Origin of the sequence: Streptomyces sp. NPDC048248 (assembly GCF_043201875.1) — a bacterium.
In the GTDB taxonomy this organism is placed as follows: domain Bacteria; phylum Actinomycetota; class Actinomycetes; order Streptomycetales; family Streptomycetaceae; genus Streptomyces.
In genome coordinates this window covers 133,720-145,721 of sequence record NZ_JBICZL010000011.1, presented here as the reverse complement: position 1 = coordinate 145,721, position 12,002 = coordinate 133,720, and the positions used below count along the sequence as shown (strand labels likewise).

Annotated in this window: 10 protein-coding genes; 8 read left to right on the top strand and 2 right to left on the bottom strand. The window is 73.8% G+C overall.

Features of this window, described 5'->3' with window-relative positions:
* The first annotated feature begins 32 nt into the window (after positions 1–32).
* From ACGFZW_RS24845 to ACGFZW_RS24820, 6 genes are read left to right on the top strand one after another with little or no spacing between them, the layout of a single operon-like run.
* Entirely contained in the window at positions 33–1,358 is a 1,326-nt protein-coding gene (locus ACGFZW_RS24845; protein ID WP_393895560.1) for an O-antigen ligase family protein, read from the top strand.
* The gene (locus ACGFZW_RS24840) at positions 1,355–3,193 is read left to right on the top strand and encodes a lipid II flippase MurJ (RefSeq protein WP_393895416.1); all 1,839 of its coding nucleotides are present in this window, start codon (positions 1,355–1,357) and stop codon (positions 3,191–3,193) included. Before ACGFZW_RS24845 ends, ACGFZW_RS24840 begins: the two co-directional genes overlap by 4 nt.
* Positions 3,194–3,217: 24 nt before the next feature.
* Complete coding sequence (locus ACGFZW_RS24835; RefSeq protein WP_393895415.1) at positions 3,218–4,051, top strand: polysaccharide deacetylase family protein; 834 nt, start codon at positions 3,218–3,220, stop codon at positions 4,049–4,051.
* On the top strand, positions 4,048–5,307 hold the full coding sequence (locus ACGFZW_RS24830) for a glycosyltransferase (protein ID WP_393895414.1): 1,260 nt from the start codon (positions 4,048–4,050) through the stop codon (positions 5,305–5,307). The genes ACGFZW_RS24835 and ACGFZW_RS24830 overlap by 4 nt, the downstream gene beginning before the upstream one ends.
* 5 nt (positions 5,308–5,312) lie before the next feature.
* The gene (locus ACGFZW_RS24825) at positions 5,313–6,023 is read left to right on the top strand and encodes a lipopolysaccharide biosynthesis protein (protein ID WP_393895413.1); all 711 of its coding nucleotides are present in this window, start codon (positions 5,313–5,315) and stop codon (positions 6,021–6,023) included.
* The gene (locus ACGFZW_RS24820) at positions 6,020–7,282 is read left to right on the top strand and encodes a GNAT family N-acetyltransferase (RefSeq protein WP_393895412.1); all 1,263 of its coding nucleotides are present in this window, start codon (positions 6,020–6,022) and stop codon (positions 7,280–7,282) included. The genes ACGFZW_RS24825 and ACGFZW_RS24820 overlap by 4 nt, the downstream gene beginning before the upstream one ends.
* Before the next feature lie 35 nt (positions 7,283–7,317).
* Here ACGFZW_RS24820 and ACGFZW_RS24815 read toward each other — a convergent pair whose 3' ends face one another.
* Positions 7,318–8,481: a glycoside hydrolase family 26 protein gene (locus tag ACGFZW_RS24815; RefSeq protein ID WP_393895411.1), complete on the bottom strand. Its 1,164-nt coding sequence runs from the start codon at positions 8,479–8,481 to the stop codon at positions 7,318–7,320.
* 150 nt (positions 8,482–8,631) lie between these two features.
* On the opposite strand from ACGFZW_RS24815, the gene ACGFZW_RS24810 reads away from it, so the two are divergent.
* The gene (locus tag ACGFZW_RS24810; protein WP_393895410.1) at positions 8,632–9,918 is read left to right on the top strand and encodes an ATP-grasp domain-containing protein; all 1,287 of its coding nucleotides are present in this window, start codon (positions 8,632–8,634) and stop codon (positions 9,916–9,918) included.
* 83 nt (positions 9,919–10,001) lie between these two features.
* Positions 10,002–11,294 carry an NAD(P)-binding domain-containing protein gene (locus tag ACGFZW_RS24805; protein WP_393895409.1) on the top strand — a complete coding sequence of 431 codons (1,293 nt, stop codon included), beginning with the start codon at positions 10,002–10,004 and terminating at the stop codon, positions 11,292–11,294.
* Positions 11,295–11,353: 59 nt separating this feature from the next.
* Here the strand turns inward: ACGFZW_RS24805 and ACGFZW_RS24800 are convergent, their stop codons facing one another.
* Positions 11,354–11,896 (bottom strand): hypothetical protein, encoded by a 543-nt coding sequence (locus ACGFZW_RS24800; protein ID WP_393895408.1) that lies wholly within the window; start codon positions 11,894–11,896, stop codon positions 11,354–11,356.
* Positions 11,897–12,002 lie beyond the last annotated feature (106 nt).

Genomic DNA, 12,002 nt, shown 5'->3' with positions numbered 1-12,002 from the left:
CGCCGTCGTCCGTCCTCACCGGACCGTGGCCCGTGGCCGACCGCGCGAGGGCGCTGTCGGCACGGTACGCACCGCTGGTCCCGGCGCTCGCCACGGTCCTGCTGCTGTGCGCACCGGCAGACCGGGGCGACGTCACGGCCCCCGGTCGGATCACACCGGCTGACGCCGCGTCCGCGGTGCTCCTGCTGTGCTGCCTGATCCGGCTGGTGCGGCAGCGCGCACGGCCGCTGACCCTCACCGCGGCCCTTGTGCTGGGGTCGCTGGCGGTGGGCTTCGCGGTGTCCACCATGGCCTCGGACGACCCGGCCGCGAGCCTGCCCGGCTTCGTGCGCGCCGTGCAGATCTTCGTGCTGGTGCCGGCCGCACTGGTGCTGACGCTGCGCACCCCCCGGGACTTCCGGGTGGTGGCCGGGTCGGTGGTGCTGCTGGCCCTGGTGCAGGGTGCGATCGGTGTCCATCAGTTCATGACCGGTACGGGCGCCTCCTACATGGGCAAGGACATCCGCGCGGTCGGCACGTTCGGATCGCTCGACGTCATGGGGATGGCCACGGTCGTCGCCTACGGCCTGGTGGCGGCGCTGGCCCTCGGGCTCGCACCGGCCGCGGACGCGCCGCGCCATCTGCGGCCGGCGGCCCTGTGCAGCGCCGCGCTCCTCGTGGTGCCCCTCGCTGTGTCCTTCAGCCGGGGCGCCTGGATCGCCACGGCGGTGTCCGTCCTGGTGGTGCTGCTGCTGGCGGGGCCACGGCTCGCCTTGCGGACCGTGGCGGTGCTGGGCGCCCTGGCCGTCGTGCTGGTCGGCGGGGCAGGTGTCGGGTCGCAGATGATGAGCGAGCGGGTCACCAGCATCACCGAGGTCTCCGCCGCCCCGGACCGGTCGGTCACCGACCGGTACGCCCTGTGGTCCGCTGCGGCCTCCATCTGGAGCGACGCCCCGGTGACCGGCGTCGGCCTCAAGGGCTTCGCCGCCCACCGCGACGGCCACGCCTCGCTCGGGCTGTCCTCCGGCAGCGACACCGGCGGCGCCGGAGCGGGCTTCCAGCGGGAGCCGTTGCTCTCGCCGCACAACATGTATCTGCTGGTCCTCAGCGAACAGGGCCTCGTCGGGATCACGGCGCTGCTGGGCAGTTGGGCGGCGCTGCTGGTGTGCGCGCTGCGCCGGCTGCCGGCCGCCCGTCGCGGTGGCCGGCACGCCGACTGCGGGCTCATCGCGATCGGCCTGCTGGTCTGGCAGGCCGTCGACTTCCTCTACGCCGACATCGGGGGCCCCACGACGGTGCTCACCGCGGTGCTGTTCGGACTCGTGTCCTGGTGGGCGCTGGCGACCCCGGAGCCCGCGCGCGGGGCGGACACGCGATGAGCGAGACGACCGCCGAACAGCAGGCGCCGGCCGACGCGCGGCCCCTGGCCGTACATCCCCAGGCGGCGCCCCCGGACCCGGTCGGTGTACGCGCAGGCGAACCCGGCGGTCCCTCCAACTCCAGCCCGCTCGGCCGATTCCTCGCCCGCGCCGCGGCCCTGACCGCGGTGCTGACCGCCGCCGGCTCGCTGTGCGGGCTGCTGCGGGACCAGACGATCGCGCATCTCTTCGGCGCGGGCAGCGACACCGACGCGTTCCTGGTGGCGTGGACGGTGCCGGAGGTGGCGGCGACGCTGCTGATCGAGGACGCCATGGCGCTGCTGCTGGTCCCGGCGTTCAGCCTCGCGCTGTCCGCCCGTGCGGCCCGGCCCGCCGAGGGCGCCACCGGGCAGCTGCCCGACGACGGCCGCGACCCCGTATGGGCCCTGCTGACCGCCACGTTCCCGCGGCTGTTCTGCGCGCTGGCCGGCGGCTCCGCGCTCCTCGCGCTCGGCGCTCCGCTGCTGGTACGGGTGCTGGCGCCGGGCCTGGCCGACCCGGCCGCGGCCGTCGACTGCACCCGGCTGACCGCGCTGACCGTTCTCTCCTTCGGCGTCGCCGGCTACTTCAGTGCCGCGCTGCGCGCCCACCGCAGTTTCATGGCGCCCGCCGCCATCTACATCGCCTACAACCTCTGCATCATCGGCACGATGCTGATGATGCACGCCGCGTGGGGCGTGCGGGCCGCGGCCGCCGGGGTGGCGCTCGGCGGGGCGGCGATGGCTCTCCTCCAGCTTCCCTTCTTCGTCCGCCGGCTGCCGTCCCGCAAGACGCTGCGGCCCGTTCGCCGGACCGCGGCGAAGCGCACCGCGCTGCTGGGATTCGGGCTGCTGGCGCCCGTCGTCTGCTTCGCGCTCGGCCGGCAGGCGCAGGTGCTCGTCGAACGGTTCCTGGCCTCCTCGCTGCCGGCCGGCGCCATCTCGCATCTGAACTACGCGCAGAAGGTCGCGCAGATGCCGATGGTGTTCTCGCTGATGATCTGCACCGTCACCTTCCCGGTGGTGGCCCGCGCCGTCGCCGAGGGCCACGCCGAGCGGGCCAGGCGCCGGGTGGAACGCGATCTGACGCTGGCGGGCCTGGTGGTGCTGCTGGGCACGGCGTATGTGATCGCCTGCGCGCCGCAGATCATCGAGATCCTCTTCCAGCGCGGCGCGTTCACCGCCGCGGACACCGCCGCCACCGCTTCGGTGATGCGGGTGTACGCGCTCGGTCTGCTCGGGCACAGCCTGGTGGGGGCGCTCATCCGGCCGTTCTTCTGCGCGGCCAGGCCCACCTGGTACCCGGCGGCCTCGATGGCGGCCGGGCTGCTCATCACCGTTGTGACCGGGCTGTTCGCGGTCCGCTGGTGGGGGGTGCACGGCATCGCCGCCGCCAACGCGGCCGGCATCACGGCCACCGCGCTGCTGCTGCTGCACGGCCTCGGCACCCGTGTCATCGCCATCACCGTGCGCCGGGTCGCGGCGGGCCTCGGCCGTCTCGTGCTGGCGGCCGCCGTGGCCACCGCCGTCGGCGGGCCGGCCGCCGCGCTGTCCCCGCATCCGCTGCTCGGCGCGGCGCTCGGCGCGCTGCTGGTGCCCGCCGTCTTCGCCGCCACCGCCGCCGCGGCCCGGTCCCCCGAGGTCCGGCAGCTGCTGGGACGCGCCCGGCGGGCCACCCCGGCAGCACCCGGCGGGGACCGCACTCCCGCCGCACCGCCGAACGGCCCCGGGCCCGCCGCCGGCGGATCCGGGCGCCCGACCGACGCCCGCAGCAGGCTTCGCTCCGCGCTCCGCGGAGACCCCCCGCAGACCCCCTAGCCACCGTCGAAGGAAAGCGCACCCATGCCCGTTGAACCCGCGACCGGCAATGACGACATGACGCCGGGCACCCGCGCCGTCGCCTCCGTCCCGGCCGCCCGCCGCTCCCGCGGCACCCCGCCGTGGGTGCTGATGTACCACTCGGTCGCCGACGTCACCGAGGATCCGTACCACGTCACCGTCTCCCCCGACCGGCTGCACCGCCAGCTCGGCTGGCTGCGCGGGCGCGGACTGCGCGGCGTCGGCGTCGGCGAGCTGCTGCACGCCCGCGCGGCCGGGCGGGGCGCCGGCCTGGTGGGGCTGACCTTCGACGACGGCTACGCCGACTTCCTCTCCGACGCGCTGCCGCTGCTGCGCCGCCACGACTGCACCGCCACGGTGTTCGTGCTGCCCGGCCGGCCCGGCGGGGAGAACGCCTGGGATCCGCTCGGGCCCCGCAAACCGCTGCTGACCGAGGACGGCATCCGCGCGGTCGCGGACGCCGGCCTGGAAGTCGGCTCGCACGGGATGCTGCACCTGGACCTCACGTCCGTCGACGACGGCGCCCTGGAGCGGGAGACCGCGGGCAGCCGGACACGGCTCGCCACGGTGACCGGGCAGGCCCCCGAAGGCTTCTGCTACCCCTACGGCACCGTCGACGCGCGGGCGGTGGCAGCGGTCCGCGCGGCCGGCTACCGGTACGCCTGCGCCATCGACCCCGGCCCGCTGACCTCCCTGCACGCCCTGCCGCGGGTCCACATCGGCTCCTCCGACACCTCCTGGCGGCTGCATCTCAAGCGCGCGCTGCACCCCCTGCGCCGCCGCCCCCTCCCCACCGAAGAACCCGCCCCGGCCGCTACCGCTGGAGGTATCCGATGAAGGTTCTGCACATCATCACCGGCCTCGAAGTGGGCGGCGCCGAGCAGCAGTTGCGGCTGATGCTGCGGCGGCTTCCGGTTTCCTGCGAGGTCATCACCCTCACCGATCCGGGTCCGGTCGCCAAGGGCATCGAGGCGGACGGCACCCCCGTCACCCACCTCGGGATGACCGGCAACCGGGACCTCACCGCGCTCCCCCGCCTGGCCCGGCTGATCCGCAACGGCAACTACGACCTGGTGCACACCCACCTCTACCGCGCCTGCGTCTACGGCCGGATCGCCGCCCGGCTTGCCGGTGTACGCACCGTGGTCGCCACCGAGCACTCCTTGGGCGACGCGGTGATCGAGGGACGCCGGCTGACCCGCGGCGTCCGCGAGCTGTACCGGGCCACCGAACGGCTGGGGGCCGCCACGGTCGCCGTCTCCGACACCGTCGCCGCACGGCTGGTCCGCTGGGGAGTGCCCGAGCAGCGGATTTACGTGGTGCCCAACGGCATCGAGGCCCACCGCTTCGCGTTCGACGCGGACGCCCGTACCGCCACCCGCTCCCGGCTGGGGCTGCCGCCGGACGCCTTCGTGGTCGGCGGCGTCGGGCGGCTGGTTCCCGGCAAGCGGTTCGACGTCCTGGTCCGGGCGGTCACCCAAATGTCGGGAGTACACCTGCTGTTGGCGGGTGAAGGACCCGAGCGGGACACCCTGCGACGGACGGCCGAGCAGTTCGGCGCGGGTGACCGCATCCACCTGCTGGGTCAGCGCGGCGGCGCGGTCAGCCCCTCCTCGCCCGCCGCCGGTCCCGGCGAGGACCTCGACATCCCCGACCTGCTGTCGGCGATGGACGTCTTCGTCTCGCCGTCCGCGGACGAGGCGTTCGGCCTGGCTGTGCTGGAGGCGCTCGCCGCCGGGCTGCACGTCCTGCACGGCAGCTGCCCTGCCGTCGACGAACTCCCCGCCGACCAGGCGCCCGGCGCCCACCGGTTCCGCGCCGGCGCCTACGAGCTGTCCACCGCGCTGCGCGAACTGCGGCGCACCGGGCCCGGCCGGCTGCCGGTGCCGCCTGTGGTGGAGCACTACGACATCGCCCGCAGCGCGGAGGCGCTCATGGCGGTCTACCAACAGGCCCTCGCCGGGCCTGTGGTGAGTGCCGCGGGCTCCGGTTCCACCGTCTCCGCGGCCCGCTCGCCGGAGTCGTACTCCTCGAACGTGTCGCTGCCCGACCCGTCCCCGTCCCCGAGCGACCAGTCGCTCTCGAAGAGGTGAGCACCATGATGGACGAGACCGTGCGGGAAGAATCCGCCACGCCCACGCCGGAGGCACGGCGCGGGGCCAACCGGCTGCGGGCGCGGTTGCGCCGGCTGCCCCAGTGGTGGCCCCTGCCGCTGTGCGCGCTGCTGGGCGCCGGCGGCGGGGTGACCTTCGGGATGGTTCAGACACCGCAGTACGCCGCGACGAGCTATGTCGTGGTGGTGCCCGCGGAGGGCTCCGACGCCGCGACCGCCCTCGGCTTCGCGCAGGCGTACGGGCGGGTCGCGACCAGCGGGTCGGTCCTCGCCGACGCGCATCACGTCTCCGACGTGCCGCTTGCCGCGCTGCGCGGCGGGGTCCGCGCGACGACGTCACCGGACGCCCCGATGATCGAGATCACCGGCACAGCGGCGACACCCCGTGCCTCCGCCGAGATCGCCAACGCGGTGGCCCGCTCACTGACCCGGACCGGCAACGGGACGGCCACCCGCACCCGCGCCAAGCTGATGGTGTTCTCCCGCGCCACGTCCCCCGTCGACCCGTCATCGCCGTCCGTGCCCATCGCCACCGAGGTGGGGGCCTGCGCGGGCGGCCTGATGGGCGGTCTGCTGCTCCTCGTCCGGCCGCGCGAGCGGCGCGGGGCGCACCGCGGCGCCACCGTCCCCGCCCCGGCGCACGGACCCGCGCCCGCACCGGGCGCGAAGGCCGCGGCCAGGGAAGCGGTGCGATGACGTCGCAGCGGACCGCGTGGAACCTGCCGGCCGCGGCGCCCGTACCGGACCTCCAGGAGGTGGCGGCGCCGGCACCGACGGTGCCGGCGCCCTCGCGGGCACCGTCGTGCGAAAACCCCGACACCCTGGACACGGTGGTGTGCCGCGATCCGGAGCAGTTCGCCGCGCTGGCGTCGGAGTGGCGTGCTCTGCACGGCCGTTGCCGGGCCGCCACCCCGTTCCAGAGCCATTCCTGGCTGTACTCGTGGTGGCTGTCGTACGGCGTCCCCGGGCGGCTGCGGGTGATCCTGGTGCGGCGCGGCGGCCGGCTCATCGGGGCCGCGCCGCTGATGCTGACGCACCGTCCGATGCCGGTGCTGGTGTCCCTCGGCGGCAGCATTTCCGACTTCTCCGACGTGCTGCTCGACGACTCCTGCGCCGCCCTCGCGGCCGGCGCGCTCGCCGAGGGGCTGCGCGGTGCGGCCCGCGGCGCCCTGGTCGACCTGCGGGAGGTACGCCCAGGCGCCGCCGCCGAGCAGCTCTACGCGGCCTGGGACGGCCCGCGCCGTTCGCTCGTCGACTCGGTGTGCCTGGAGCTGCCCGGCGTGTCCATGGACGCGCTGCTGCGGCGGCTGCCCGGGGCCCGCGCCCGAGGCGTACGGGCCAGGCTGCGCAGGCTGGACGCCCTGGGCGTGGAGGAGCGTTCCGTGCCTGCCCATGAGGTGCCCGCCGCGGTGGAGACCTTGCTGCGGTTGCACGGGCTCTGGTGGCAGGGGCGCGGGGTGACTCCCGAGCATCTGCGGCCGCGGTTCGCCGAGCACCTGGTGCGCGCCACCCGCGAGATGGTCGGCAACGGCGAGGCGGAGCTCACCGAGTACCGCATGGACGGCCGGGTGATGGCCGCGGACATCATGCTGCTGTCCGCGGACCTGGCGGGCGGCTACCTCTACGGGGCGGACCCCGAACTGCGTGCCAGGAAAGTGGACATCACCGCCATGCTGATGCGCCACGACGCACGCCACGTCATCGGCACCGGCCGCACCGTCCTCAGCCTGCTGCGCGGCACGGAGCCGTACAAGCTGCATTGGCGCCCGGAGCCGGTGACCAATCAGCGGCTGCTGCTGTCCCCCCGCGCGCTGCGTCCGGCGCTCGGCCTGTACGCGGCGCAGGTGACCGGACGTGCGCTGGTGGCCGCCGTCGTCCGCAGCCGGATGACGCCGGTACGCGGCCTGCGGGTCCGGCTGAACACCTGGCAGGCGAAGGGTGTGTGCAGGAAATGACCCTCCGGTACACGGCCCGCCGGGACCGGCGGGCACTAGTCCGCCTTACCCAGCAGCCGCTCCAGCAGGTCGATCCGGATGCACAGCCTCCGGGTACCGAACCAGCGCTCGATGCTCTCCCCGAGGTCGAGGGGGAAGCAGTTCTCCCGCCTGCCGGGCACCGGCGGGCGTGCGGGGGAAGGCGCGGGCTCCGGCAGGTCGTAGAGCGCGGAGCGGTACGCCCGCGAGGAGCGCGGATTTTCCTCGCACTGCCAGACACCGTGCGGGCAGTAGTCGGTGATCGTCTGGTAGAGCGGCTTGTGTTCGTCGATCCACTCCAGCATGCGCCGGACGAATTCATCGTTGTCGCCGTTACGGAACAGGCCCCATTCGGGGTACGAGATCTCCTTGTCGTGCTCGTCGGCGAAATCGACCTGGTCCTGGAGCCCGTACGGCTCCTCGATCATTTCGTCGAACGTCATTCCGGTCGGCTGGTCATAGGAGTCCATGCCGATGATGTCCACGACGTCATCGCCCGGGTAGCACTTGGTCCAGCCGATGGCGTCACGGCCACGGTTCGGCGTGAAATCGAATCGGAAATCCTCGCCCTCCACCGAGCGCATCGCGGCCACGATGCGGTTCCAGTACTCCTTCCAGGCTTCCGGGTCGGGTCCGCAGCGATGGGTGTAGGTGACGCCGTTCATTTCCCAGCCGAGGGTGATGACAGTGTCCGAAAGCCCTTGCTCCACCAGGTTTTCCGCCAGTCGGCGGAAATGGTGGTCGAAGTCCCCGTCCGCCGCGTACTGCAGCAGATCGCGGACGTCGTCGTCGGACACGCCCTCTTCGTTGCGCTCCATCATCGGCACGTTGAGCACGAACAGCCGGTCCTCGTCCTCGCCACGCCAGTCCGCCCAGGGCCGCAGGAAGTCGGGGTGGCCCTCGATGCTCGCCCACCGGTCACCCGGCAGATAGGTGTGGCCGACCCCGATGTCCGTCCCCCCGAGCCAGTCCTGGAGGTCGGGCATCCGCCGCACCCCTTCCTCGTCGGATCCCAGAAATGCACCCAACGACGTCGAGGCGGCCGAGACCGCGGTGGAGTTGCGTGCGTCGTCCTTCTCGGCGGCGCGATCGGGTACGGACACAAGGCTGCAGGAGGCGAGCAGGCTGATGGTCATCGCCCCCAGAGCAGCGCCCGTCAGCCTCCGGCTTCGCTGGGACATAGTGACTCCTTTGGAGACGCCCGCTGTTCGGCGTCCGGTTCCTGTGACGGTAATAGGGAGATCTCCCATTTCGGCCGCCTGAATGCATTCTGATAGCCCATTAGCGAATTGCATCCCCCACACGGTCCATCGAAGTGAAGGACTCCCCTCATGCCATCGTTCGACACCGATGTGCCCGCCCTGTTGCTCAGACTCGACCCCAATCCCTTTCATCACGGCACCCTGGGAGCGATCAGATCGCTGGGCCGGTCCGGAATCGAGGTCCATGTCGTGGCGGCCGCCGCGGGAGGCCCCGTGGACCGGTCGCGATACCTGCACAGGTCCCACGAACTACCGGCGCCGCCGGTGGGCGATATCCCGTTGCTGGAAAAGCTGTGTGACATTTCCGAACGCATCGGCAGACCCGCCGTACTCATCCCCATGGACGACCGGGGCGCCATTGTCGCGGCCCGGCTCGCCGGCCGGCTCCTGGGCCGCTATCTGCTGCCCGACCAGCCGGCCGACCTGCCGGAGCGGGTGGCGGACAAGGCCGAACTCGCCCGGCTCTGCGGGGAGCTTGACGTGCCGCACCCGGCGACCGTCATCCCCGGCAGCGCCCAGGAGGCGGCCGAAGCGGCGACCGACCTCGGGCTGCCCGTCATCGCCAAGTGGAGCCGCCCCTGGCTGCTGTCGCCCTCCACCGGGCTGCGCAGCACCACCCTGGTACGCACCCCCGACGAGGCCCGCAGGCTCTACGAGCGGTCCGAACGCGCGGGCAGCGCACTGCTGCTGCAAAGGCAGCTGCCCGGCGGCCCGGACACCGACTGGTTCTTCCACGGCTGCTTCACCCACGGCGGTGGGTGCCTGATCGGCGGCTCGGGCCGCAAGGAGCGTGCCTGGCCGCTGCGCACCGGACTGACGGCCGTCGGCCGCTGGCTGCCGAACCCCCAGGTGGAGCGCGCGTCGTTGCGGCTGGCCCGGCATCTGGGCTACCGCGGCATCCTCGACCTCGACTTCCGCCGCGACGCCCACGGGCGCTACCACCTCCTCGACTTCAACCCCCGGCCGGGCGCCCAGTTCCGGCTCTTCACCGACTCGTCCGGCCTGGACGTGGTCCGCGCGCTGCATCTGGACCTGACCGGCCGCACGGTGCCCGGTCGCCGCAGTACGCCCGGGCGCGTCTTCCGCGCCGAGAACTACGCCCTGCTGTCCGCCGTCACCGCGTTCGCCGAACGGCCGCGGACCGCGCTGCCGAACGTCACGCGCGGATGCACGGAAGTGGAGCGGGCGTGGTTCGCGACCGACGACCCGATGCCGTTCCTCGCGATGACCGGGGCGTGGCTGCGCCGCGGCGCCCGCAAGGGCGCGTACCGGGTGCGCGCCGCGGCACCGGGCAGCGCACCGCACACCGCCGGCGCGGTCACCACGCACCGCGTCGGCGCATCCCAACAGCCTTGACCACCCCTGGCCTTGGCGTGTCCGCCGGGACCCCGGCGGATGACGCCAGGCCGACCACACAATGAGAAAGAGCAGGGACTCCCATGTACGACCTCGTGGTGGTGGGCGCCGGCCCCTACGGACTCTCGATCGCCGCACACGCGGCGGCGGCCGGGCTGAGCCTGCGGGTGCTGGGCCGGCCGATGGCCTCCTGGCGCGATCACATGCCGGGAGGCATGTTCCTCAAGTCGGAACCCTGGTCCTCCAACCTGTCCGCGCCGGGCGGTGACCACACCCTCGCGGACTACTGCGCCACCCACGACGTGGCCGTACGCCACGGCGTCCCCCTCCCCATCGGCACCTTCACCGCCTACGGCCAGTGGTTCGGGGAGCGGGCGGTTCCGCAGGTCGAGGAGGTCACCGTCACCTCCGTACGGCCCGACTCCGGAGGCTTCCGGGTGGAGACGGACGCCGGCGAGACCATCGCGGCCCGGACCGTCGTGCTCGCCATCGGCGTGATGCCGTTCGTCAACCGCCCCGAGCCGCTGCACGGCCTGTCCCCGGAACTCGCCTCCCACAGCAGCGACCACCACGACCTGAGCCGCTTCGCCGGCCGGGACGTCACGGTCGTCGGCTCGGGGCAGGCCGCCCTGGAGACCGCGGCCCTGCTCGCCGAGGAAGGCGCCCGGGCCCGCATCCTCGCCCGCGCCGACCGGCTCAACTGGAACACCCCGCCGCAGCCCTTGGAGCGCGGACGGCTGCGCGGGCTGCGCGACCCGCACAGCGGCCTGGGCACCGGCTGGCCGAACTGGGTCTGGTCGGAGATCCCCTGGGCGGTGCGCAGGCTGCCCGCCGCGGCGCGTGTGCACATCGCGGAGACCGCGCTGGGCCCGGCCGGCGCCTGGTGGCTGCGCGACCGGTTCGAGTCCGCGGTACCGGTCATCCTCGGGCACCGGATCCGGGCCGCGGCCACCCGGGACGGCGGGGTGCGCCTCGACCTCACCACGAGGAACGGCGGCACCGAGACCCTGGACACCGAGCACGTGCTGGCGGCCACCGGCTTCACCCCCGACCTCGGACGGCTGCGGCTGCTCGACCCCCAGGTGCGCGGCACGCTGCGGACGGTGGGCGTCAGCCGGGCGCCGGAGCTGACTTCGGGCTTCGAGTCCTCGTGGCCCGGCCTGTTCTTCGCGGGTCTGCTGACGGCGCCGTCGTTCGGCCCGTCGATGCGCTTCGTCTACGGCGCGACGTTCACCGCGGAGCGGCTGATGCGCGGGGTGCGGCGCCGGCTGGGCGACCGGCCCGGCCGCGTCACCATCCCCCGTCCGGCCAGGGACGGCGCCCCAGCCGTCGCCGACCCGGCTCCGGGTGCGCCTGCCGGCGGGCGCACCCACTAGGCGCCTTCGCCACGAGGGGCCGCCCGGTTCGTCCGGGCGGCCCCTCGCCGTTCACCGGCTCATTGGCAGCGGTCGACGGCCTCGATCGTGCGGGCCGCCTGGCCCAGCGCCTCGCGCAGCACGGCAGGGTCGGTGGCCGCGGCGAACGCGCCTTCCGGGGGGACCAGCCAGCCCGTGCCGGTCACCGGGGGCTCGATGACGGACCCTTCCTCGCCGTGGGCCGCGCTCAGCGCGAGTCCGCGGCCGTGCGTCTGCGTACAGGCGCTGCCGGGAACGTCCCACCCGTCGGCCGTGCCCGGCGGTACCAGGAAACCCAGGGTGTGACAGGCGCCGTCGTGCAGCACCGGACCGATGCCGTCCCGTAGGCGCAGGATGTCGACCGCCTCCAGGCCCTGCCGCGCCGGCACCGTGACGAGGTCACAGGGCTGCGCGGGGTCGGGCAGCGCGGCCCGCTCCCGGAGGGGGTGGTGGCCCGGGGCGGCCGCGATGGCCGGTGCGCCGCCCGCCACGGTGTGCCCCGTACGGCCCGCGCCCCGGGCCGCGGAACCCTTGACGCCTCTGCTCACGCCGGTCTCCCACACGGAGAACCCCTCCTCATGCACGCACCGCACCCTTTACATCGTCTTCAACGGCGTGGCGCGTCAACGGCTACGGCGGCGTAACGCTGCAAAGGATGGCACTTCATGGCGGATCGCGGGAGAGATATCC

What these genes read in the sequence shown, in the direction of transcription:
- ACGFZW_RS24805 (WP_393895409.1), top strand. Translation starts at nt 10,002, where the DNA reads ATGTACGACCTCGTGGTGGTGGGCGCCGGCCCCTACGGACTCTCGATC.
- ACGFZW_RS24820 (WP_393895412.1), top strand. Translation starts at nt 6,020, where the DNA reads ATGACGTCGCAGCGGACCGCGTGGAACCTGCCGGCCGCGGCGCCCGTA.
- ACGFZW_RS24815 (WP_393895411.1), bottom strand. Translation starts at nt 8,481, where the DNA reads ATGTCCCAGCGAAGCCGGAGGCTGACGGGCGCTGCTCTGGGGGCGATG.
- ACGFZW_RS24825 (WP_393895413.1), top strand. Translation starts at nt 5,313, where the DNA reads ATGATGGACGAGACCGTGCGGGAAGAATCCGCCACGCCCACGCCGGAG.
- ACGFZW_RS24830 (WP_393895414.1), top strand. Translation starts at nt 4,048, where the DNA reads ATGAAGGTTCTGCACATCATCACCGGCCTCGAAGTGGGCGGCGCCGAG.
- ACGFZW_RS24835 (WP_393895415.1), top strand. Translation starts at nt 3,218, where the DNA reads ATGCCCGTTGAACCCGCGACCGGCAATGACGACATGACGCCGGGCACC.
- ACGFZW_RS24810 (WP_393895410.1), top strand. Translation starts at nt 8,632, where the DNA reads ATGCCATCGTTCGACACCGATGTGCCCGCCCTGTTGCTCAGACTCGAC.
- ACGFZW_RS24840 (WP_393895416.1), top strand. Translation starts at nt 1,355, where the DNA reads ATGAGCGAGACGACCGCCGAACAGCAGGCGCCGGCCGACGCGCGGCCC.